Genomic DNA, 22,542 nt, shown 5'->3' with positions numbered 1-22,542 from the left:
GGGGGGACGAGATGACTACGCAAGCCATTCCGCCCCGCCGCGCCCTGGTGCCTCGCGCATTGCGCGGCTGGCTACTGCCGCTGGCACTGATCGCAGTGTGGTGGGCTGCCGTGCGCTTCGGCTGGTCCACATCCCCATTGCTGGTCCCGGTGTCCGGCGTCTGGGACCGGGCCGTGCAGCAGGTCGCCAGCGGCGCGCTCACGGTCTCGCTGGCCGCCAGCCTGTGGCGGGACCTGGCCGGCTTCGCACTCGGCGCCACTGTCGGACTGGTGTTCGGTGCGGCGCTGGGCCTGTCGCGGCTGTTCGAGCGGCTGGTCGGGCCGACCTTCCACACCGTCAAGCAGATTTCGCTGTTCGCGTGGATTCCGCTGATCTCGGTTTGGTTCGGATTGGGCGATGCGGCCAAGGTCGTGTTCCTGTCGCTGGCCGCATTCTTCCCGGTGGTGCTCAACACCTTCGAAGGCATCCGCGCGGTGCCGCCAGACCTGCTGGAAGTGGCCCGCGTGCTGAAGTTCACGCGCAGGCAGACGCTGTGGCGCGTGGTGCTGCCGTCGGCCTCGCCGTCGATCTTTGCCGGCATCCACCTCGGGCTGATCTACGCCTGGCTGGCAACGCTCGGCGCCGAGTACCTGCTGGTATCGGGCAAGGGCATCGGCAACACCATGATCGACGGACGCGAGAACTTCTGGATGGATCTGGTGATTTTCGGCGTGATCGTGGTAGGCCTGGTCGGCTTCACGCTGAACTGGATCGCCAGCCGCATCGAACAACGTTTGCTGGCCTGGCGCGGACGCTCCGTGGCCGCTGGCTGACCCTTCAAGCCTTACCGGAGAATCCAATGCCCCATGCCGGCACGCTCAGCATCGCGCACCTGCACAAGCAGTATGAAGTCAAGGGCCAGGCCCTGCCCGTGCTGGAGGACATCACGCTGTCCATCGCACCGGGCGAGTTCGTCAGCATCGTCGGCGCCAGCGGATGCGGCAAGTCCACGCTGCTGCGGCTGGTGGTGGGACTGGAAGCGGACTACCGCGGCGAGATCGTGCTCGACGGCCGGCGCGTGGTGGGCACCAGCCTGCAGCGCGGCATCGTGTTCCAGGAGCACCGGTTGTTCCCGTGGCTGACGGTCGAGCAGAACATTCGCCTGGCGTTGCTCAACACGCCGGGCAGCGATGCCGATAAGCAGCGCAATGTGCAGGAGCACATCGCACTGGTGGGCCTGAGTGGCTTTGAGCAGGCCTATCCGCACCAGCTGTCCGGCGGCATGTCGCAGCGCGTGGCGATTGCCCGCGCGCTGGTGACGCGGCCCGAGATCCTGCTGCTCGACGAGCCGTTCGGCGCGCTCGACGCGCTGACCCGCGCCTACCTGCAGCAGGAATTGCACCGAATCTGGCAGGCCGAAGGCATCACCATGATCATCGTCACCCACGATGTCGAGGAAGCAGTTTACCTCGGCGACCGCGTGGTGGTGATGGAGCCACGCCCGGGCCGCATCCGCCGCATCGTGCCGGTCGGCCTGCCGCATCCGCGCGACCGCGCCGCCCTGCCCTTCGCGCAGGTACGCGACGACGTGCTGAAGGAATTCACCGGCCGCCTCGCCGAACTGGCCGAGCCGCCGGTGCGGCCCGAGCCCGTTATTGACCGCCTGCCACCCACCTTCCAGTTTGCTGTCTGACTTCCATCGCCTGCCATTCCTTACCGGAGCCCTCTCATGACCCAAGCGCAACAAGCCCAGCAGATCCAGCTCGATATCCATCCGGTCGCCGGCCGCATCGGCGCCGAAATCCGCGGTGTGGTATTGCACGGCGATTTGCCCGCTGCCACCTTCGCGGCCATCCGCGCCGCCCTGCTCAGGCACAAGGTGTTGTTCTTCCGCGACCAGGTGCATCTGGACGATACGGCGCAGGAGAGCTTCGCCAGGCTGTTCGGCGATCCCGTACCGCATCCGACCGTGCCCTCGCGCGACGGCACGCAATTCCTGCTCGAACTTGATTCGGAGCACGGCGGCCGCGCCAACTCCTGGCATACCGACGTGACCTTCGACCTGGCCTATCCGCAGGTGTCGGTGCTGCGCGCCGTGACCATCCCCGCTGCCGGCGGCGACACGGTGTGGGCCAATACCGCGGCGGCCTACCAGGACCTTCCCGAAGCGCTGCGCGAACTGGCGGACAAGCTGTGGGCGCTGCATACCAACGACTACGACTACGCGGCGACGCGGGTGAACGCCAGCAGCGATGCGCTCAAGCGCTACCGCGAAGTCTTCACCTCCGCGCTGTACGAGACCGAGCATCCGGTCGTGCGCGTGCATCCGGAGACCGGCGAACGCACGCTGGTGCAGGGCCACTTCGTCAAGAAGCTGCTGGGCTATTCATCGGTGGATTCGGCGCATCTGGTCTCCGTGCTGCAAGGCCACGTCCATCGGCCGGAGAACACCGTGCGCTGGCGCTGGCGCGCGGGCGACGTTGCGATCTGGGACAACCGCGCCACGCAGCACTACGCGATCAACGACTACGGCGACGCAAAGCGCGTAGTGCGCCGCGTCACCATTGCCGGTGACGTGCCGGTGAGCGTGGATGGCCGCCGCAGCGTCGCCATCAAATCGGGCGTGCGCCGGATTGACGGCGAACCAGCCAACCAACCGGCCGGCGCCGCTGCGTCGCGAGCAGCCTGACCCGGTCCGGGGAGCGTGAATCCATGTCAAAGCACTCTTCGCCACGCAAGCTGCACCTCGGCGCCTTTGTCCAGGCCACCGGCCACCACGTCGCCGGCTGGCGCCACCCTGACGCGCAGGCCGATGCCGGCCGCAACCTCGCGCACTACATCGCGCTTGCGCAGCGCGCCGAAGCCGCGGGCTTCGATGCCCTGTTCCTCGCCGATGGCGTGGCCATCCGCGGCATGGACGATGCCACGCTGCCCCGCACCGCGCGTGCCGCCACGTTCGAACCGCTGACGCTGCTGTCCGCGCTTGCGGCAGTCACGCAGCGGATCGGGCTGGTGGCGACCGCATCGACCACGTACAACGAGCCCTTTCACGTGGCGCGCAAGTTCGCTTCGCTCGACCACCTGAGCGCGGGCCGCGCCGGCTGGAACGTGGTCACCTCGTGGTCCGACGCCGAGGCCCGCAACTTCAGCCTGGATCGCCATCCCGAGCACGCCGACCGCTATGCGCGCGCGGAGGAGTTTGTCGACGTGGTGACCGGGCTGTGGGACACATGGGAAGACGACGCCTTGCTCTATGACAAGGCCAGCGGCGTGCACTTCGACGCGGACAAGCTGCACACGCTGGACCATCGCGGCAGGCACTTCCAGGTGCGCGGCCCGCTCAACGTCTCGCGCCCGCCGCAAGGCCATCCGGTCATCGTGCAGGCCGGATCGTCCGAGGCCGGCCAGGACCTGGCCGCGCGCACCGCTGAAGTCATTTTCACGGCCCAGCAATCGCTGGCCGACGCGCAGGCTTTCTACAAAAGCCTGAAGGGACGCCTGCCACGCTACGGGCGCACGCCCGACCAGCTGAAAATCCTGCCGGGCGTATTCCCGGTGGTCGGCCGCAGCGAGGCCGAGGCGCAGGAGAAATTCGAAGCACTGCAAAGCCTGATCCATCCGACGGTAGGACTGGCGCTGCTATCGCAGCACCTGGGCGGCGTTGACCTCGGCGGCTACCCACTCGATGGCCCGCTGCCTGACGGGCTGGCCGAGCCCAACGGCGCCAAGAGCCGCTTCCACCTGGTCACCGGACTGGCGCGGCGCGAAGGGCTGACCATCCGCCAGCTCTACCTGCGCGTGGCCACCGCGCGCGGCCACTGGTCGATCCATGGCACACCGCAGAGCATTGCCGACCAGTTGCAGGCGTGGTTCGAAGGCGAAGCGGCGGATGGCTTCAATATCATGCCCCCGTGGCTGCCAGGCGGGCTCGATGATTTCATCGAACTGGTGTTGCCAGAGTTGCGGCGGCGCGGGCTGTTCCGCGAGCGGTATGAAGGGACGACGCTGCGTGAGCATCTGGGGTTGCGGCGGCCGGAGAATCTGTGCCGCCAGGGATATTTACAAGATGCCGACCGACGATATGGGTCTTCCATCCTTCCTTCATGCTGACTCCCTCTTTTGCCATTGTGCCTGCCTGGCAGTCACTCAACGACAATGACACCTATCAGTCAGGAATTCCTCGCGATGAAAAGGGCGGCTCAAATGCATGCCTCGCTGGCGCGATGGCAGCACGATCACCTATCTCATTGCGCATTTGATGACCGGAGGGGAAGACCTCCTCGCGCAAGTAGCGCATGGCCTCATTCACCGAAATGGCGCGGCGCCTCGAGAACGAAATGCTGGGATTCAATATAGACGCAGTCGCGGCTGCCAGCATCAGGAGCGCATGTCGGCGGAACGGCTGACGCAGACTCATACGGCCCCCGGACGCAGACGCAGGGAGCCCACGACGGCATCCCACAACTCCAACGCTTCGTCGTCACTGGCAAACGATTCCTTGTTGGTGAGATAAGCGCTTTCGCCAAACTGCAACGAGACATTCAGATTGGGCTCCGCAAGTGAGTCGGCCATGCCCGGTGCCTCCCACTTGAAGCCATAGGTCCGCTTGCCGTACTGCGTACCTGCGACAAGAATCTCGTCGGCCTGGATCGAGCCGACTGAGCGCTCTCGGTTACGAAGTTGAGTGAAACCGGCCACTGTGTCCAGCAATCCGGCCAGAAGACCGCCTGCCCGCTTGCGTAGCCCGGGCTCGACGGTGCGCTGTGTATAGGCGGTGATCTTGAATGACACGTCTGGCTTGTCGGGCAACAGAATTATCATGCGCCAGCTTTCGAGGTTTAGATCCCTATCTGCCAAAATTGCGTCGGCAACCACGTAGCCAATGCCAATCGGCATTTCTCCGGGCGGAATCTCACGCCATTCACCGGACATTTCTTCGCAAACGGCTAGAGCGGAGGCCTTGCGGCTCGGTGAGACGTCCCCTGAATACTTCAACGTTCTCGACCCTGCCTGGAAGTAGGTATCGAAGTAATAGAATATCTCCGACTTCGGTCGCTTCCACGAGATTAGCGTCACAGAACCGTTGGCATGCAATACGCGCTCAATGAACATGCTGCCATGTCTGGCGTGTCTAGCAGCGCGCAGTGCCTGTTCCCGCAGGGATACCAGTTGGTCGAAATCTGATTTCGTGTTAATTGACTGCAGCGGCTCAATAACGTCTTCGTTATACGAATAGCTCTCGATAGTTTTCGCGTCGCTCGGCAGGTCTACCAGATGCCGGCCAATGGCGCGAGTTTTCCATCCTTCTTTCATGTTGACTCCCTCTTGTGCCATTGGGCTCGTTGAGCAATCTTCACGATCGCGTACATCGTGGCGTAGAGCGTGCGCTTGTGCATGTCCCCGTAACTACCCTGATGGTCATAGCAGAAATGTTTGTCCTCCTTTCCCGCTCCGTCGTGCCCGTGCGCAAAGCTCAGCTCGATGCCGGAATTGCCAGGCGCGGCCCCGGATTGCACCGGCACTGTGCCGTCCCCAGGGCAGTCGGGTTGGCTGAGCGCTAGGCTGAACCCCTCCGGGGTTCTCAGAGTGCCGTTGCCATCGTCGCCGGTGATAGTGATCTTGTCAGGATCCAGTGTGTGAACGCCCGTCCCCTCCCACGCAACCTCTCCCCAACTGAACCGATCTTTTTCCGCCATCAGCCCCGTCCCAAATAAACCACCGATGTCCTTTTCTGTATCGCGCTTTCCTTGCGCTCCATAGTGAGCGTAAGTAGGGGCCTTGTATCGCTTCTCGATCGACTCGTGAAAATCTTGAACCGTTTCAATAGCGTCCATCAGACTCTCGCGCGGAGAACGCTTGGATTTCTTTCTGGGCTGCGAATCAGTCTTCGAATACGAACACGGATCTAATCCCCCAGGACTGATCAACCCCAGATTGCGATCTGGCACCAGCCCATACCAAGCCGACGACAGATAGATCTCGCTATAAGGATCGCCATTCTTCGGCAACGCCAGCGTCTCCTTGCCACCCTTGCGCTCCCGCACCTTGAGCCAAGGCTTGCCGTCGTTGTAATCGGCCGTGGGCAACAACTCCAACCCACCCGGCGCCTGCGACAGAATGCCAACCACCTCCGCCGCATTCCGCCCCAGAATCACTTGCTCCACCCCCTCGAATCCCGCACGCATGCGCTTGTACGTGGCCGGTGCACCCGTGGCCGGCTGCACACCGTGCGAGACGCCCAGCACCTTGTCGCAATGGTGAATCTCAGTTAATGCACGGCTCACCAGGCCGCCCATCGAGTGGGTCACCACGATTACCCTCTCGGCCAGCGGGCGGCCCGGCTTGTGGCGCTGGATGCTGCATTGATTGCTGCCTTCGCCGTCGGGCGTGTCCTTGACCATGACCGTCTTGCCCTCGTTGTAGTACGGCAGGATCGTGTTCTCGATCAGATCCTGAATGGCTGCACCGGAGTCACGATTGCTCTGCAGCCAGTTGTAGCCACCGGCCCAGACATCGAACTGGTAGTTGGCTGCGTGCAGGATCTCCTCCGCCTCAGTGCCTCACCGCCGCCCGCGCCCCAGTCGGTCGGCGGAGACTGCCCATGCTCGGCAGCCCAGTTCTTCAGGTCGGCTTCGCAGCGTTCGAAATCGTATTCGGCCAGCGAATTCAGGTGATGTTGCAGTTCACCCATGAACGGATGGTAGGACGAGCGCATCAATGCTCCCCAACCGCGAGCGACCAATACGTTCTTCGGCAGTGCGCCCTGGCCATCATCGATCGGCCCACTGGGATCGATCTCTACCGTAGCCGTAGCCAGGTCATTGGCTCGATCCTTCGCGTTCTTGAACAAGTAACTGAAGAGCTGAGCAATGGCATCGGCCGCGCCCCGCAGATCCGTATTGGGCGGACGCCAGGCAATGTCCTTGCCCTCCTTCTTCCTGAGATTGGTTCCCATGATCCCCGGCAGGAAGAGGACCGGGATCACGTAAGGCTTGACAAGGATGATTTTCTTGCGCTGATCTTCCGTCGCCGTCAGCGTCGCTGAGACATATTGATCGCCGTCCTTGTCGACGATGCTGTGATAGAGGACCCGGGTCGATTCCGCCATGGTGATTTTGGAGGTAATGGTTACCCGGGTTAGCCCAATCACCGGATACCCTGTGGGAGACACCATGCATGGCTCGATGCATGGTCCTGCGCCCCGCACATTAGTTGCTTCCCCTAACGCCGCAAAGCACCGCGCGACAGCTCTCACACGTGCTTTTCACCTGGATCAACGTTTGGGTGAATACAGAAAACTCGGACGCCGGCCGCACGTCTGTCGTGCTAGCCCCCCGGGTCGCCGCCGCGACGGCCAGATCGAAGCCGAGAATCCTGTACGCCACCCCACACACCACATTCCCCTTCATGCCCTAAACTCAATCCACCACCGAAAGGACCGCGGGCCGCCCAAAAGGCCGCCCACGGTCACAAACACGCACATCGGAGACCACCACATGGGCACGGTTGCGAGCTTTGACATCGGCTTTACCCGGTATCTCGATGTACCGGGCGAGACTCCCATTTCTTCTTCTCCACCTCCCCTTGCCAGCGATCCGGACGCCTTGTTGCCGCTGTATCGCGCCATGACCCTCACCCGGCAGTTCGACCTCAAGGCCATTGCACTGCAGCGAACCGGCAAGATCGGGACGTTTGCTTCGGCTCTGGGCCAGGAGGCGGTTGGCGTGGGCGTGGCGAGCGCGATGCGGCCTGAGGACGTGCTGGTGCCTTCTTATCGTGACCATGCCGCGCAGTTTGTGCGGGGCGTCACGATGACGGAGAGCCTGCTGTACTGGGGTGGGGACGAGCGCGGCAGCGGTTTTGCGGCGGCGCCGCATGACTTTGCCAATTGCGTGCCGATCGGCACCCAGGTCTGCCATGCGGCCGGGGTCGCGTATGCGTTCCGGCTGCGCAACGAGGCACGAGTGGCGGTGTGCCTGCTGGGCGATGGCGGGACCTCGAAAGGCGATTTCTACGAAGGCATGAACATGGCCGGAGCGTGGAAAGCGCCGCTGGTGATTGTCATCAACAACAACCAGTGGGCGATCTCGATGCCGCGCAGCCGCCAGACCGCCGCGCAGACGCTGGCGCAGAAGGCCATTGCGGCGGGCATTCCGGGCGAGCAGATCGACGGCAATGACATTGTCGCGGTGCGGCACAGGGTTGGTGAAGCCATCGAGCGCGCACGCGCAGGAGAGGGTCCCGCGCTGATCGAAGCTGTCACCTACCGGCTGGGCGACCACACCACGGCGGACGATGCCTCGCGCTATCGCGACGAGGAAAGCGTGAAGGCGCACTGGAAGCACGAGCCGTTGCTCCGCTTGCGCGAACATCTTGTACGGCTGGGCGCGTGGGATGCAGGGCGCGAAGAACAGCTCGTAAAGGCTTGTTCGCAGGAAGTGGCAAAGGCGGTCGACGCCTACCTGGCACTGCCACCACCGGACCCCAGCGCGATGTTCGACTGCCTGTACGCCACCATGCCAGCAGCATTGCAGGAGCAACTGGCCATTGCGCGGCGCTACGCCGCGCCGCATGCATAGCAACCAGGGCGAGCACACCATGGCTGAAATCAATCTGGTCGAAGCGGTCAACCAGGCGCTGGCCTATGCGCTGGAGCACGACCCTGACGTGCTGCTGCTGGGCGAGGATATCGGCGTCAACGGCGGCGTATTCCGCGCGACGGTCGGGCTGCAGGCGCGCTTTGGCGAGGCGCGCGTGATGGACACCCCGCTGGCCGAAGGCGGCATCGTCGGCGCGGCGATCGGCATGGCGGCGATGGGGCTGAAGCCGGTGGCGGAGATCCAGTTCACCGGCTTTATCTATCCCGCCATCGACAACATCATCAACCACGCCGGCCGCATGCGGCATCGCACGCGCGGGCGGCTGCGCTGTCCGCTGGTGGTGCGTTCGCCGTTCGGCGCGGGCATCCACGCGCCGGAGCATCACTCGGAAAGCCCGGAAGCGATGTTCGCGCATATGCCCGGCATCCGCGTTGTCATTCCTTCCTCACCCGCGCGCGCATACGGGCTGCTGCTGGCGGCCATCAACGATCCGGACCCGGTGATCTTCCTGGAGCCCACGCGGCTCTATCGCCTGTTCCGGCAGGAAGTGCCCGACGACGGCGCGGCGCTGCCGCTCGATGCCTGCTTCACCCTGCGTGAGGGCAGCGACATCACGCTGGTGAGCTGGGGCGCGATGCTGCAGGAAACGCTGGGCGCTGCCGACCAGCTGGCGGAGGAGGGCGTATCGGCCGCGGTGATCGATGTGGCCACACTCAAGCCGCTGGACATGCAGACAATCCTTGAGTCGGTCGGCCGCACGGGCCGCTGCGTGATCGTGCACGAAGCACCGCGCACGGCGGGCTTTGGCGCGGAGATTGCCGCCGGCCTGGCCGACGCGGGCCTCTATTCGCTGGCCGCGCCCGTGCAGCGCGTGGCGGGCTTCGATACCGTCGTGCCGCTGGCGCGGCTCGAATATACCTACCTGCCGAGCGTGGCGCGCATTGTCGATGCCGCGCACAAGGCGCTGGCCGCCTGAATGGGAACGACGATGAAAGTCTTCAAGCTGCCCGACCTGGGCGAAGGCCTGCAAGAGGCCGAGATCGTGTCATGGCATGTCAAGGTCGGTGAATCGGTTGCGATCGACCAGCCCCTGCTGTCCGTGGAGACGGCCAAGGCGATTGTCGAGATTCCATCGCCCTATTCCGGCACCGTTGGCAAGCTGTTTGCACAGCCGGGCGACATCGTGCACCTCGGGGCGCCGCTGGCGGGCTTCGAAGGGGCCGGCGACGATGCCGACGCGGGCACCGTGGTTGGCGCAGTCACGGTTGGCACGCACGTAGTTGCCGAAACCGCGGCGCCACTGACACCGGGCGCCGGGGCGGGAATCAAGGCCACGCCGGCGGTACGGGCGCTGGCGCGCAGGCTTGGCGTCGACCTGGCGATGGCAAGTCCCTCCGGCCCCGATGGCGTGGTGACGGCAGCGGACGTGGAGCGCGTGGCTTCCACGCTGGCCGAGATCGGCCCGGCCGAGGTACTGCGGGGTGTGCGGCGCGCGATGGCGCAGAACATGGCGCGTGCGCAGCAGGAAGTGGCAGCCGCAACCGTAATGGACGATGCCGACATCCACGCGTGGCAAGGTGCCAACGACGTAACGATTCGCCTGGTGCGCGCGCTCGTGGCCGGATGCCGTGCGGAGCGCGGCCTCAACGGCTGGTACGAAGGCCAGACCGGTCGGCGCCATGTGCTGGAGAAGATCGATGTCGGCATTGCCGCCGACCTGCCAGAAGGCCTGTTCGTCCCGGTGCTGCGCAACGTGGGCAATCGCGATGCCGCGGACCTGCGCAACGGGCTGGACCGCATGCGCGCCGATATCCGCGCGCGCACCATCGCGCCCGAGGAAATGCGCGGCAATACCATCACGCTGTCCAACTTCGGCATGATCGCCGGGCGCTACGCCGCGCCCATCGTGATGCCGCCCACGGTGGCGATCCTGGGTGCGGGCCGCATCCGCGAGGAGGTGGTGGCCGTGGCCGGCGCGCCGGCCGTGCATCGCGTGATTCCGCTGAGCCTGACCTTCGACCACCGCGTGGTCACGGGCGGCGAGGCCGCCCGCTTCCTCGCCGCGGTGATCGCGGATCTTGCCCTGCCGTCCTGAAGAAAATCGTCAGGCCAGCCGGATCTCGCCGTCGAATTTGGCGGTGAGCTTGAGTGCGCCGAGTTCCAGCGTCATCACCACCGGCAGGATCTCATTGCCGGCCAGAGCGCCGCTGGCGAGCGCCGCGTCCACCGCCTGCTCGATCTCACGCTGGGAGCTGACGCCCACCACCTTGAGAAACTTACGGATGCTCATGTTGAAGGTGTCCTGGTCCATGATGGTCCTCCGGGTGAGGTGTGCTGCGCCATGATCATGCCTGCCAGGGCCCGCGGCCGCGGCGCATGTGGCCGCCATGCCTGATCTTAGTCCAGATGGCCCGCCGGGCCGCAAGGACTGGTGCGCCAGCCCGAAACGCGCTACACAGTAGGCTTGCCGTCGGAGCGGGAGAGGCAATGTCGGGGCAAAGGGACGAACTTACCGGGTCGCGTAACGTATTCAGCTGGCTGGGCGCACTGGCCGCTGCGTTGCTGCTGGCCGCCTGCGCCAGCCTGCCGCCGCAGTCGGGGCGCGTCGAATCGCACGTGATTGCCAACACCGCCGACACGCAGCTGGGCCGGACGCTGGCGCCGATGCTGGCGCGCCATCCGGGCGAGTCAGTGTTCTATCCGCTCTCCGGCGGGCCGGACGCGCTGGTGGCACGGCTGGCCCTGGCGCGCACGGCGCAGCGCAGCCTCGACATGCAGTACTACATCTTCGATGCCGATGCCACCGGCAAGACGCTGATGGCTGCAGTGGTGGCCGCAGCCGACCGCGGCGTGCGCGTGCGCCTGCTGCTCGATGACCTGCACATGGCCGGGCAGGACCGCGCGCTGGCGGCGCTGGACAGCCATCCGAACATCGAAGTCCGTCTGTTCAACCCGTTCGCCAGCCGCGGCCTGCGCGCACCCGAAATGGCGTTCGAGTTCAGCCGGCTGGACCGGCGCATGCACAACAAGTCGATGACCGCGGACAACCAGCTCACCGTGGTGGGCGGGCGCAACGTGGGCGATCCGTACTTCTCGGCGGATGCCGGCTCTGACTTTACCGACCTCGACCTGCTCGCCGGCGGACCGGTGGTGCCGCAGGTTTCTGCCGTGTTCGACGACTACTGGAACGGCGCCGCGTCCTATCCGGTGGCAAGCCTGATCAGGCCCCCCGAGGACGCACCGGCCGAACTCGCCAGGCTGCGCCGGTACCTGGATGAACACGTTGCCGAAGCGCGCAGCACGGCCTACGCGCGGGAGTTGGTCGGTTCGGGCCTTGCAAGGGCGCTCGAGGGCGGCAAGCTGCCTGCCTACTGGGGCGCCGCCACGGTGATCGCCGACCAGGCGGCCAAGGTCACGCTGCCGCCCGCGGACAATGCCAGCCATGCCATTCCCAAGCTGGCAGCGCTGCTGGGCACGGCGCAGCGCGAACTCTCGCTGGTCTCGCCCTACTTCGTGCCTGACCGCAAGGCGGCGGACTGGCTGACCGGCATGGCCCGGCGCGGCGTGAAGGTCCGGATCCTGACCAACTCGTTCGCCGCCACCGACGTGAGCGCGGTGCACGCCGGCTATTCGCCATGGCGCAAGGAATTGCTGGAAGCCCGCATCGAGCTGTATGAGCTGAAGCCCTCCGCTTATGCGGAACTGGCGCACGGCGAGCACGCCCGCCGCAGCCTGATCAGCAAGAGCCGTGCGAGCCTGCACGCCAAGAGCTATATGGTGGACGGCCATCTGCTGTTCGTCGGCTCGCTCAACCTCGACCCGCGCTCGGCCCGGCTCAATACCGAGATGGGCGTGGTGGTGGACAGCGCCGACCTCTGCACGCTGCTCGGCAAGGCCCTGGACGAGCGGCTGCTCGACGTGGCATACAAGCTCATGCTCGAACCCGATCCGTCCGGCGGCGGCTCGCGGCTGGTGTGGGTCACGCGCGAGGATGGCCTGCTCAGGACGTACGACAGCGAGCCGGGCATGGGCTTCTTGCAGCATCTCGGGCAAGGGATGCTGCGGATACTGCCGCTCGAGAGCGAGCTCTGACGCCCCTGTGAAGCGCCGGATCCGGCGATTTCGCGCTGGTTATAATGCGAATCCGATCGCCGCCGCGCGTCGCCGAACACCTCCATGGAATCCAAGACCGCCCGCCTCACCGTCTTGATCGATCCGGTCAAGAAGCAAGCCTTCGAAGCCTTGTGCGCGTCGCAGGACCTCACGCCTTCGCAGGTGGTTCGGCAACTGATCCGCGAATACCTCGCGCAGCATGGGGTGGAGTACGCCACCAAGCCGCGCGCTGCCGGCTCCGGCAGGCAGAAAAAGTAGGCATCCCCGCGGCGGGTCGGTTTCCCGCCCTGCAGCCCCGCCGAGGTGATTTCCGCCCCGGGCATCTGCTGCCGCGGCAGGCCTTTGCGCGCCCTATTGTTATCACGCAGCAGTTCCTATACTGGATTGGCCCGCCCGGCCGGTTCGGAGGCGTGGACCTGGCGGATTGCGCCGATCTCCTGCGAACGGAGGAAACTATGTTCAAGCACCTCCTGGTCCCTACGGACGGATCCCCGCGTGCCGAAGCCACGGTGGCACGCGCCCTGGCATTCGCCAACCGCACCGGGGCCCGTGTGACCGGCCTGCATGTGATTCCGGAATATCACCTCCTGACCTACCGGCTGACCAGCCTGCAGGACACCCGTGAAACCTTTGCCGCCGAGGCGGCGCGCCATGCCGACGAGTTCCTGGCCGCCTTCAGCCATGCCGCGGCCGATGCCGGCGTGCCATGCGACACGGTCACCGCCACCGACGACCACCCGTGGCAGGCCATCATCCAGACCGCCAAGCAGCGTGACTGCGACCTGATCGTCATGTCGTCGCACGGGCGGCGAGGCTTGCAGGCACTGCTGATTGGCAGTGAAACGAACAAGGTTCTGACGCACAGCGAGATACCGGTCATGGTGTTGCGCTGAGCGACGCATTGCCGTGCGGCCGCAGGGCGGCACGGTTCCTCCACCATCCACGCAATTAATGCAAGGAGCCCGATCATGACGATTCGACTAGGCGAGGAAGCCCCCGACTTCACCGCCGACACCACTGAAGGCAAGATTCGCTTCCATGAGTGGATCGGCGACAGCTGGGCCATCCTCTTTTCGCACCCGAAGGACTTCACGCCTGTCTGCACGACCGAGCTGGGATACATGGCCAGGCTCAAGCCGGAATTCGACAAGCGCAATACGAAGATCATCGGGTTGAGCGTCGACCCGGTTTCCGACCACGAGCGCTGGGTCAAGGACATCGAGGAAACGCAAGGCCACGCAGTCAACTATCCGATGATCGGCGACGCCGACCTGACGGTGGCCAAGCTGTACGACATGATCCACCCGGCCGCCAGCGGCGGCGGTCCGCGTACTGCGGTGGACAATGCCACCGTGCGCTCGGTGTTCCTGATCGGCCCGGACAAGAAGGTCAAGGCCATGCTGGTGTATCCGATGAGCGCCGGGCGCAATTTCGACGAAGTGCTGCGGCTGCTGGACTCGCTGCAGCTCAACGCCAAGCACACCGTCGCAACCCCGGTGAACTGGAAGCCCGGCGAAGACGTCATCATTCCGACTTCGGTCTCGGACGAAGACGCCAAGAAGAAATATCCGGGCGGGTTCAAGACCCTGAAGCCCTACCTGCGGGTAGTACCTCAACCGAGGTAGGTGCATCGGCCGCAAGACCGGCGGGGCTGCCGCCGGTCTTTAAACGCGCGCTTCAGACGAGCTGCCGACCGGCTGTCCCTGATTCTCAAACTATCCACAGGAACAGTGGATATCCACCCTCTTGACAACCGCATAAGGCGCGCCGGCCTTGGGACTGACTGGAATGCCTAATTTCTAGGCAGCCACACCGCCTGGGGGAATGCTTGCGGCCGCAGCCGTTTTGTGCCTGAAGCGTGACAAGGCAATCCGCACGCGCTCGAGCGGGGCCGGCCTGTCCTGGCTCCCGCGGAACCTGCCCGCGCGAGCCGGGACAGGCGCGGCCGAAGTGCCTCGCCCCGTCCTGGCGCAGGCGCCCGGGCCGGGGCGGCCTGGTTCAACCCGCCACGTAGGCCGTTTTCACCGTTGTATAGAACTCGGCTGCGTAGCTACCTTGCTCGCGCGGACCCAGGCTGGAGCCCTTGCGACCACCGAATGGCACGTGATAGTCAACGCCCGCAGTGGGCACATTGACCATCACCATGCCGGCCTGCGCATGCCGCTTGAAGTGCTGCACGTGCTTGAGCGAGGTGGAGCAGATGCCAGTGGCAAGGCCGAACTCGGTGTCGTTGGCAAGCTCGAGGGCATGCTCATAATCTCTGGCCGGGATCACGGCAGCGACCGGTCCGAAGATTTCTTCGCGGCAGATGCGCATCGCGTTGCTGCAATCGGCAAAGATGGCCGGCGTCAGATAGTGGCCCGGCGTGGCGCGCGTTACCGCCTCGCCGCCGCACACCAGGCGGGCGCCTTCCTGCTGCCCGATGGCGATGTAGCGCAAGTCCTGCTCGAACTGGTCGCCGCTGGCCACGGGGCCGATATCGGTGCCGGCAGTGAGCGCATGGTCGATCCTGAGCGCCGCCGTGCGCTCCTCCATGCGCTTGAGGAAGCGCGCGTAAATGCCTTCCTCCACGATGAGCCGGCTCGATGCCGTGCAACGCTGGCCGGTGGAAAAGAAAGCACTCTGCACCGCGCATTCGACTGCCACGTCCAAGTTGGCGTCATTAAGCACTACCATCGGGTTCTTTCCGCCCATCTCTAGCTGGACCTTAGCCATCCGCAGCGCAGCGGCCTGCGCTACGCGGGTGCCGGTGGCAACCGAGCCGGTGAACGAAATCGCGTCGATGCGCCGGTCGTCAAGCATGGCCTGGCCGACTTGCGAGCCGCGGCCCATCACGAGGTTGAATGCGCCCGCGGGCAACCCGGCACGGCTGATGATTTCCGCCAGCGCCCAGGCACAGCCCGGCACCAGTTCCGCCGGCTTGAACACCACTGCGTTGCCGAATGCCAGCGCGGGGGCGATCTTCCAGGCCGGGATTGCCATCGGGAAGTTCCAAGGCGCGATGATCCCGACCGTGCCCACCGGCTCGCGCGTGACCTCGATCTCCACCCCGGGGCGTACCGAGGCCAGCTTGTCGCCACGCTGGCGCAGGGCTTCGCCGGCAAAGAACTTAAAGATGTTGCCGGCGCGCGTGACCTCGCCGATCCCCTCCGGCAAGGTCTTGCCTTCCTCGCGCGACAGCAGCGCGCCGAGTTCTTCGCGGCGTGCCAGGATCTCGCTGCCGATCTTGTCGAGCGCGTCGGCGCGTTGCTGCGGCGTGCTGCGCGCCCACAGCGGCGCGGCCGCGTGGGCGGCCGCGATGGCTTCGCCCGCCTGGGCAGCGTCGGCCTGCGCATAGTAGTCGATCACGTCCGCGGTGTCGGACGGGTTGATATTGGCGACGCTGGCGACGCCCTCCAGCCATTGGCCGGCGATATAGTTGTGCTTCATTCGGATATCTTTACTGCTTCGGATGGATGGATCGGACGAAAGCCGTCCCCTTTCCCGCCTGCGCGGGAAAGGGGATAACAAGTCGGACTGGATTGATGTGCCGGATTGAGGTCCGGCGCTCAGGTATCGAGCAAGGACAACTCCACCTGCTTCAGGCGGTGCGCGATGCCTCTGACGAACTCATGGGTGACGTTGGACAGCGCGCGCTGGTTCGGTACGATGATGCCAACTCTGAGCGCGTTGATATTGGGCTCGTCGAACGGACGCCAGACCACTTCGCCCTTTTCGATTTCTTCGAGGAAGGCCAGCTTCGAGAAGAACGAAATGCCGCGCCCCGAGGCCACCAGCCGCTTGAGCAAGGTGGTCGAATTGCAGGTGACGCTGGGCGTCAGCATCTCCCAGAACTCGGCAAACCTGGGCGACACCACGCCCTGCATTGGCGAGCGTCCCTCCAGACGCAGGAAGGCATGGTTGCGGCAGTCGGCAAAGCTCAGGCGCTCCAGCTTGGCCAGGGGATGCGAGGAGGCCATCACCACGCCAGGGGGCAGCGCCACCTGCGCCACCACGTCCAGTCCCGCGGGCAGCTTGGCGATGAAGGTGACGCCAACATCGTATTCGCCGCCCAGCACCTTGGGCGCCACGTCCCACGGCGTGACCGCTGCGATAGCGTATGTCACCGCGGGGTAGAGTTCGGAGAAGTCCTCCACCGCGGCGGGCAGGAAATCGACAAACAGCGAATCCATCGCCGCCACCGACACGTGGCCCTTGCGCTCGTCCTTGAGTTCGTCGAGTTCGCTGCGCATCAGGTGGAAGTCGTTCAGCGTTGAGCGGATATGCTGCAGCATCCGTTCCCCCGCAGCATTCAGGCGGATGCCGTTGGGCAGGCGGTCGAACAGGTCAGTGCCCATTTCGGCTTCGAGCTTGAGGATCTGCCGGTTGACTGCGCTCGACGCGACGAAAAGATTCTGCGCAGCCTTGCGGATCGACCCGCAGCGGGCGACCTCGACAAAGTACTTCAGAATACTGGCGTGCATGTCCTGTTCTCTCGAATTACGCTGCCGGCGCGATTGGCTTACCCGCCCGTCCTGGCCGGATACGCCACCACCAGCGGATGGTCACAAGCCAGCGGGCCGACATAGTCGGCGCCGCCGGGCGAGCCGATGCCGCTCACCCCGCTGGCGAAGAAGTCACGGTTGACGGCGGCAAATGCCGCCTCGGCCGGCGGCAACTCCACATCCTCGTAGATCGCTTCAGTCGGGCACACCGACACGCACACCCCGCAACCGATGCATTCGTCCGGGTGGATATAGAGGGTGCGCCCACCTTCATAGATGCAATCGACCGGACAGCATTTTACGCAGGCGCCGTCCTTGACGTCGATGCAGCCCGAGGCAATGACGTAGGCCATCAGCAACCCCGCCACTGTGGCTTGCGTTTTTGCTGGAAGGCCCGCACGCCTTCGTGCGCGTCTTCGGATTGCAGCGCGGCCACCAGCGCCGGCAGGCGCAGTGCCTGGGCATCGGCGGGCGACAGCGTCGAGGTGCGCCGCACCACCTGCTTGATGGCCTGTTGCGACAGCGGCGCGCAGGCCAGCAGCGCGTCGACCCAACGCTGCACCGCCGCATCCAGCCCGGCGCGCGGCACCACCTCGTTGATCAGGCCGATCTCCGCGGCTTCCCGTGCCGGCATGCGTTGTCCCGTTAGCAGCATCGCCATCGCCTTGCGGAAGGGGATCTGGCGTTGCAGCAAGGTCATGCCGCCATCCAGCGGCATACGCCCGACCAGCGCTTCCGGCAGGCCGAAGCTGGCCTCCTCGCAGGCCACAACGATGTCACAGCCCAGCACCATCTCGAAGCCGCCGCCGAGCGCGAAGCCATTCACGCGGGCGATGACCGGCACGTTCAGCGACTCGCGCAAAGCAATGCCGCCGAAGCCGCCGGGACGCGCCGCGCCCCAGTACTCCAGGCCGGTGGTGGAAGGATTCTTCAGGTCGGCGCCGACGCAAAAGGCACGTTCCCCCTCACCGGTCAGCACCACCACGCGCACATCGCGGCGGCCTTCCAGCTCGGTCCAGATGCGCTGCAGTTCGGCCTCGGTGGCGAGGTCGATCGCATTGAGCACATCGGGGCGCGACAGCGTCACCGTGGCAACGTAGTTCTCGACTTGCAGATGGACGCTCATGCTGCCTCCACCTTTGCGCTGACCGGCGCCTGCGACAGTTCGCCCAGCACTTCGTCATTGTGCTGGCCCAGGCGCGGCGGGGCCCGGCGCAGGCTGACGCGCGCGCGCGACATGCTGATCGGGCTGCCGATGAACCGGACCGGCCGCCCCTCGCCCTGGCCTTCCAGCAGGATCTGGTTGTGCAGGGTCTGCGGGTCCACCAGCGCCTCGCGCAGGTCGCGCACCGGCGCGCAGAGGATGTCCTGCGCTTCCAGACGCGCCAGCCAGTGCTCGCGCGTATTGGCGGCAAAGCGCTCGCGCAGCATGGCCTGCAGCGTGGCCTTGTTGCGGAACTGCTGGTTCAGGTCGCAGTAGCGCGGATCGGCCGACAGGTCTTCGAGCTCGAGCGCGGCGCAGATGTCGCGCAGCGGATTCTCCTTGAAGGCGCCGACCATGACCAGCGGTCCGGTCTGGGTGTCGAACACGCCGGACAGCGGCATGGCGGCCCAGTTGACCTCCGAATCCTCCATCATGATCATGGCCGCCTCCTGCATCTGCATGGCCAGCATGGAGTTGTACAGCGATACGCTGATCTTCTGCCCCTCGCCGGTACGGGCGCGGTGCAGCAGGGCCAGCAGCACGCCCTGCACCATGTGCATGCCAGCCGAGTAGTCGGCCAGCGCCGTCGGGTAGACCGAGACCGGCACTGATTCGTCGGCGCGGCGCGCCATCACGCCGCTGACGGCTTGCGCCAGCACATCCTGCCCGCCCTTGTGCGCGTAAGGCCCGCTCTCGCCGAAGCCGGTGCCGACGGCGTAGATGATGCGCGGGTTGAGTTCGCGGCATGCCTCATAGCCCAGGCCCATGCGCTCCATCACGCCGGCTCGGAAGTTGTTGACGACCACGTCCGCGCCGGCGATCAGCGTTTTCACGTGCGCCATCGCGGCCGGATCGCGCAGGTCTAGCGCGATGCTGCGCTTGTTGCGGTTCAGGCTGCAGAAAATCGGGTTGTCGGCGCCCGCCACCGGCTCGAAGGTCGAGCGGCTCAGGTCGCCTGCGCCCTTGCGCTCGATCTTGATCACATCGGCACCGTAGTCGGCCAGCGTCTGCGTGCAAACCGGACCCATCATGACCTGGGTGAAATCGATCACCCGGATGCCCGTCAGCGGCATGTCTTGCTGCATATTCCCTGTCTCCAATTCGTTCATGCTGCCTGTGCCTGCGGGATATAGGCGGCCAGTGCCGGAATATCGGCGTTGCGGCCTGCCTGGTTGCCGGGATCGGCACCCTGGGCGCGCAGGGCCTTCTGCACGCTGCCCACCTCCACATTGCGCACTGACACGCCGGCATTGAGCGCCAGCGCAGCGGCGACGCCGGCGGCTTCGCCCATCGCCATGCAGGGCGGTATCTCGCGCGAGATCTTCTGTGCCTGCGAGGTGGCCGAGTAGTGGCGGCCGGCCACCAGCAGGTTGTCGACCTGTTTGGGCAGCAGCACGCGATACGGCATGTAGTAGTCGCGGCCGCGCGCGATGCTGTCGTCGAAGCGCACGCGCTGCGCCACGTCCTCCTTGCTCATCACATACTCCCCCTCGAGCAGGCGGGTCTGGCGCACGCCCGTCTGCGGCGCGACGTCGATCACGAAACATTGCTCGAAGCCAGGCAGCTTGTCGCGCACGAACTCGACCACGGCGTGAATATGCTGGCGCCCCTGGATCTCGGCGCGGGTCAGGTCTTCCGCCTTGAGGCCATCGATGCCGGCCATGTGCGGGCAGTTGCACCACACCACCCCGGGCAGCGGCGTCTTGAGCCACCACATGCCCCAGGAGCCGCCGAGAATGCGCTTGATCTGCCGGTCGAGCTGCGCGTACCCCTCCGGCTCTTCCCGCTCGAAGCGTTCGGCGGCTTCGGTATCGACCCCGCCAAGGCGGAACACCGTGGTGGTGATATAGCTGCCGCCGACGTGCGGCGCGCCGGCCGAGGCGGCCACGTCCAGGTCGCCGGTGGCATCGATCACCACGTCGGCCAGGATGGCTTCGCGCCCGCTCTTCGTTTCGCAGATCACGCCCTTGACCTGTCCGTCCTCCACCAGGGCCTGCGAGAACCAGGAGTGCAGCCGCAGCTGGATGCCGGCTTGCTGCACCATGTCGAGCGCAACGCGCTTGTAGGCGTCGGGATCGAAGGCCGCGGCAAAGCAGACCGGATGCGGCGTCTTCTGGCTGTGGAAGTCGAAGGTGCCCCAGCGGCCCCAGCGCCGGTACGCGGCGGGATCCTCGCCCCACTCATTGGCGCGCGGGAACCTTGCCAGGCCCAGCGCGGCCATGCGCTCGATCATGGTCAGGCAATTGCCGCGCACCGAGATTTCCTGCAGGTGGCTGTCCCACATATCGTCCAGCACCAGCACCATGCCGCCCGAGGCCAGGCCGCCCAGGTGGTTGTAGCGCTCGAGCAGGATGGTCTCGGCACCGTTGCGCGCGGCCGCCAGCGCGGCCGACAGGCCCGCCGGGCCACCACCCACCACCACCACGTTGGCCTTGGCCGCGACGCGCACGTCTTGGGCTGGCTGGCGGATCCAGTCACTGATCTTGGTCATTGTTATCCTCGAATTTGTTGTTGTGGTGCCGTGCTCAATGGGCGTTCTCGGGTTGCCACTTGATGAGCCAGCGCTCGGTCGCCGCGATCACCAGGAAGAAGGTCCCGGACATCACGGCGCACATGACGATTGCCGCGTACAGCAGGGCGGAGTCGAACGCATAGGTGGCCTGGATGATCATGGCGCCGATGCCTTCGGTGGCGCCGACCCATTCACCGACCACCGCGCCGATCACTGACATCGACGCAGCGATGCGCAGCGCGGAAAACAGATAGGGAAGCGAGTTGAACAGGCGCAGCTTGAAGAAGATCTCGCGCTTGCTGGCCGACAACACCTGCATCAGCTCCAGCGACTGCGGATTGACCGCCTCCAGCCCGCGCACCATGTTCACCAGCGTGGGGAAGAAGCACACGATGGCGGCGATGGTGATCTTCGGCTCGATGCCGTTGCCCATGATCAGCACCAGGATCGGCGCCTTGGCCACCACCGGGATGGAATTGATCATGACCGCGACCGGGTAGAAGATCTCCTGCAGCGTCTTGTTGTGGACAAAGACCGTTGCCAGCAGGATGGCAAGCAGATTGCCCAGCAGGAAGCCGCCGGCCGCTTCGATGGCGGTGGGGGCCAGGTTTTGCAGCAGCACGTCGCGCTTGTCGAACAAGGTCTGCAGCACCAGGCCGGGAGATGGCGCGATAAAGGGCTTGATGCCGAAGCCCACCACTACCGCCCACCAGGCGAACAGTAGTCCGGCAATGCCCAGCGCGGGCATTGCACGCGCGCGCCAGATACGGCGGCGGCGGCTGGCGAACCAGGCGTCGGCTTCGGTGTCCGGGCCTACGCCTGGCAGATCAAGCTTCATTTCCGATGTACTCATCAGCAGGTCTCCAGCACGCGCCGCAGATGCGCGCTAAGTTGTACGAATTCAGGCGTCTCGCGGATATCGAGGGTGCGGTTCTCGGGCAGGGTGACCGGCACGATCTCCTTGACCCGGCCTGGATTAGCCGCCAGCAACAGCACGCGCTGGCCGAGGAACGCGGCCTCGTGGATGCTGTGGGTCACGAACAGGATGGTCAGCCCCATTTCCCGCCAGACCCGGCGCAGTTCCTCGTTGAGCCGGTCGCGCGTGATCTCGTCGAGCGCGCCGAACGGCTCGTCCATCAGCAGCACTTTCGGATCGCTGACCAGCGCCCGGGCAATCGCCACGCGCTGGCGCATGCCGCCCGACATTTCGTGCGGGAAGGCATCCTCGCGCCCCTTCAGGCCGACCAGCTCCAGCAGTTCGCGCGGCGTCGCGCGGCCGGCACGCGCGCGGCCGTTGGCAACCTCGAGCGGCAACTCCACGTTCTGCAGCGCGGTGCGCCATGGCAGCAGTGCCGCATCCTGGAACACGAAGCCGATGTCGCGCCGCGCCCGCGCCACCTGCGGCGCCGCGTCGAGCACGCGGATCTCGCCACGACTGGGCTTGACCAGGTCGGCCACCACGCGCAGGAAGGTGGACTTGCCGCAGCCGGAGGGGCCGAGCAGCGTGAGGAACTCTCCGCTGGCCACGTCAAGGCTCAGGCCCGCAATGGCGGTTGTGCTGCGACGGTCGGTGAAGAAGCGGACGTTGATATCGCGGCAACTGATCGACAAGGCCGCACGCTCGGAATTGGATTGAGTGGCTAGCATGGG

23 protein-coding genes are annotated in these 22,542 nt (G+C 65.5%); 11 read left to right on the top strand and 12 right to left on the bottom strand.

The window, feature by feature from the left end:
• The first annotated feature begins 11 nt into the window (after window positions 1-11).
• From RM96_RS29180 to RM96_RS29165, 4 genes are read left to right on the top strand one after another with little or no spacing between them, the layout of a single operon-like run.
• The gene (locus tag RM96_RS29180) at window positions 12-812 is read left to right on the top strand and encodes an ABC transporter permease (protein ID WP_039015213.1); all 801 of its coding nucleotides are present in this window, start codon (window positions 12-14) and stop codon (window positions 810-812) included.
• A 26-nt stretch (window positions 813-838) separates the two neighbouring features.
• The gene (locus RM96_RS29175; RefSeq protein ID WP_039015212.1) at window positions 839-1,672 is read left to right on the top strand and encodes an ABC transporter ATP-binding protein; all 834 of its coding nucleotides are present in this window, start codon (window positions 839-841) and stop codon (window positions 1,670-1,672) included.
• A gap of 36 nt (window positions 1,673-1,708) precedes the next feature.
• On the top strand, window positions 1,709-2,668 hold the full coding sequence (locus tag RM96_RS29170) for a TauD/TfdA dioxygenase family protein (protein WP_039015211.1): 960 nt from the start codon (window positions 1,709-1,711) through the stop codon (window positions 2,666-2,668).
• Between the two features lie 23 nt (window positions 2,669-2,691).
• Window positions 2,692-4,089, top strand: coding sequence for an LLM class flavin-dependent oxidoreductase (locus RM96_RS29165; protein ID WP_052279822.1), 1,398 nt, complete (start codon window positions 2,692-2,694; stop codon window positions 4,087-4,089).
• Window positions 4,090-4,392: 303 nt separating this feature from the next.
• Here the strand turns inward: RM96_RS29165 and RM96_RS39545 are convergent, their stop codons facing one another.
• Genes RM96_RS39545 through RM96_RS40330 form a run of 3 tightly spaced genes read right to left on the bottom strand, consistent with a single transcriptional unit; the run spans window position 4,393 to window position 7,087 of the window.
• A complete protein-coding gene (locus tag RM96_RS39545) occupies window positions 4,393-5,292 on the bottom strand; it encodes a T6SS immunity protein Tli4 family protein (protein WP_039015210.1) in 900 nt (299 codons plus the stop codon).
• The gene (locus tag RM96_RS40335) at window positions 5,289-6,380 is read right to left on the bottom strand and encodes a GPI inositol-deacylase (protein WP_238587465.1); all 1,092 of its coding nucleotides are present in this window, start codon (window positions 6,378-6,380) and stop codon (window positions 5,289-5,291) included. Before RM96_RS40335 ends, RM96_RS39545 begins: the two co-directional genes overlap by 4 nt.
• Before the next feature lie 44 nt (window positions 6,381-6,424).
• Complete coding sequence (locus tag RM96_RS40330) at window positions 6,425-7,087, bottom strand: hypothetical protein (RefSeq protein WP_238587464.1); 663 nt, start codon at window positions 7,085-7,087, stop codon at window positions 6,425-6,427.
• Window positions 7,088-7,475: 388 nt separating this feature from the next.
• Between RM96_RS40330 and pdhA the strand changes: the two genes are divergently transcribed.
• Genes pdhA through RM96_RS29135 form a run of 3 tightly spaced genes read left to right on the top strand, consistent with a single transcriptional unit; the run spans window position 7,476 to window position 10,674 of the window.
• Window positions 7,476-8,558, top strand: a complete 1,083-nt coding sequence (gene pdhA, locus RM96_RS29145; protein WP_039015208.1) for a pyruvate dehydrogenase (acetyl-transferring) E1 component subunit alpha — start codon at window positions 7,476-7,478, stop codon at window positions 8,556-8,558.
• A gap of 19 nt (window positions 8,559-8,577) precedes the next feature.
• Window positions 8,578-9,555 carry an alpha-ketoacid dehydrogenase subunit beta gene (locus RM96_RS29140; RefSeq protein WP_039015240.1) on the top strand — a complete coding sequence of 326 codons (978 nt, stop codon included), beginning with the start codon at window positions 8,578-8,580 and terminating at the stop codon, window positions 9,553-9,555.
• A 12-nt stretch (window positions 9,556-9,567) separates the two neighbouring features.
• Window positions 9,568-10,674: a dihydrolipoamide acetyltransferase family protein gene (locus tag RM96_RS29135; RefSeq protein ID WP_039015207.1), complete on the top strand. Its 1,107-nt coding sequence runs from the start codon at window positions 9,568-9,570 to the stop codon at window positions 10,672-10,674.
• Window positions 10,675-10,683: 9 nt separating this feature from the next.
• Here the strand turns inward: RM96_RS29135 and RM96_RS29130 are convergent, their stop codons facing one another.
• Complete coding sequence (locus tag RM96_RS29130) at window positions 10,684-10,890, bottom strand: DUF6494 family protein (protein ID WP_039015206.1); 207 nt, start codon at window positions 10,888-10,890, stop codon at window positions 10,684-10,686.
• A 176-nt stretch (window positions 10,891-11,066) separates the two neighbouring features.
• On the opposite strand from RM96_RS29130, the gene RM96_RS29125 reads away from it, so the two are divergent.
• The 4 genes from RM96_RS29125 (at window position 11,067) to RM96_RS29110 (ending at window position 14,317) form a co-directional block, all read left to right on the top strand.
• Window positions 11,067-12,671 (top strand): phospholipase D family protein, encoded by a 1,605-nt coding sequence (locus RM96_RS29125; RefSeq protein WP_052279821.1) that lies wholly within the window; start codon window positions 11,067-11,069, stop codon window positions 12,669-12,671.
• An 84-nt stretch (window positions 12,672-12,755) separates the two neighbouring features.
• Complete coding sequence (locus RM96_RS29120; RefSeq protein WP_039015205.1) at window positions 12,756-12,950, top strand: CopG family transcriptional regulator; 195 nt, start codon at window positions 12,756-12,758, stop codon at window positions 12,948-12,950.
• 197 nt (window positions 12,951-13,147) lie between these two features.
• Window positions 13,148-13,585 carry a universal stress protein gene (locus tag RM96_RS29115; protein ID WP_039015204.1) on the top strand — a complete coding sequence of 146 codons (438 nt, stop codon included), beginning with the start codon at window positions 13,148-13,150 and terminating at the stop codon, window positions 13,583-13,585.
• Window positions 13,586-13,660: 75 nt separating this feature from the next.
• The gene (locus tag RM96_RS29110) at window positions 13,661-14,317 is read left to right on the top strand and encodes a peroxiredoxin (RefSeq protein ID WP_039015203.1); all 657 of its coding nucleotides are present in this window, start codon (window positions 13,661-13,663) and stop codon (window positions 14,315-14,317) included.
• Window positions 14,318-14,690: 373 nt separating this feature from the next.
• Here the strand turns inward: RM96_RS29110 and RM96_RS29105 are convergent, their stop codons facing one another.
• The 8 genes from RM96_RS29105 to RM96_RS29070 form a co-directional block, all read right to left on the bottom strand.
• Window positions 14,691-16,121 carry an aldehyde dehydrogenase family protein gene (locus RM96_RS29105; RefSeq protein ID WP_039015202.1) on the bottom strand — a complete coding sequence of 477 codons (1,431 nt, stop codon included), beginning with the start codon at window positions 16,119-16,121 and terminating at the stop codon, window positions 14,691-14,693.
• A gap of 119 nt (window positions 16,122-16,240) precedes the next feature.
• Window positions 16,241-17,155 (bottom strand): LysR family transcriptional regulator, encoded by a 915-nt coding sequence (locus tag RM96_RS29100; protein WP_039015201.1) that lies wholly within the window; start codon window positions 17,153-17,155, stop codon window positions 16,241-16,243.
• Between the two features lie 38 nt (window positions 17,156-17,193).
• Window positions 17,194-17,529, bottom strand: a complete 336-nt coding sequence (gene fdxA, locus RM96_RS29095; protein WP_039015200.1) for a ferredoxin — start codon at window positions 17,527-17,529, stop codon at window positions 17,194-17,196.
• Entirely contained in the window at window positions 17,529-18,302 is a 774-nt protein-coding gene (locus RM96_RS29090) for an enoyl-CoA hydratase-related protein (protein WP_039015199.1), read from the bottom strand. Before RM96_RS29090 ends, fdxA begins: the two co-directional genes overlap by 1 nt.
• Window positions 18,299-19,465 carry a CaiB/BaiF CoA transferase family protein gene (locus tag RM96_RS29085; RefSeq protein ID WP_039015198.1) on the bottom strand — a complete coding sequence of 389 codons (1,167 nt, stop codon included), beginning with the start codon at window positions 19,463-19,465 and terminating at the stop codon, window positions 18,299-18,301. The genes RM96_RS29090 and RM96_RS29085 overlap by 4 nt, the downstream gene beginning before the upstream one ends.
• Window positions 19,466-19,485: 20 nt before the next feature.
• Window positions 19,486-20,871, bottom strand: coding sequence for an FAD-dependent oxidoreductase (locus tag RM96_RS29080; RefSeq protein ID WP_039015197.1), 1,386 nt, complete (start codon window positions 20,869-20,871; stop codon window positions 19,486-19,488).
• A gap of 34 nt (window positions 20,872-20,905) precedes the next feature.
• Window positions 20,906-21,745, bottom strand: a complete 840-nt coding sequence (locus RM96_RS29075) for an ABC transporter permease (RefSeq protein WP_039015196.1) — start codon at window positions 21,743-21,745, stop codon at window positions 20,906-20,908.
• On the bottom strand, window positions 21,745-22,539 hold the full coding sequence (locus RM96_RS29070) for an ABC transporter ATP-binding protein (RefSeq protein ID WP_039015195.1): 795 nt from the start codon (window positions 22,537-22,539) through the stop codon (window positions 21,745-21,747). The genes RM96_RS29075 and RM96_RS29070 overlap by 1 nt, the downstream gene beginning before the upstream one ends.
• Window positions 22,540-22,542: the final 3 nt, after the last annotated feature.

Source organism: Cupriavidus sp. IDO (genome assembly GCF_000812465.1).
Lineage (GTDB): Bacteria > Pseudomonadota > Gammaproteobacteria > Burkholderiales > Burkholderiaceae > Cupriavidus.
Note: the sequence above shows the minus strand (reverse complement) of the source record. Positions and strands in the feature narration are given on the sequence as shown.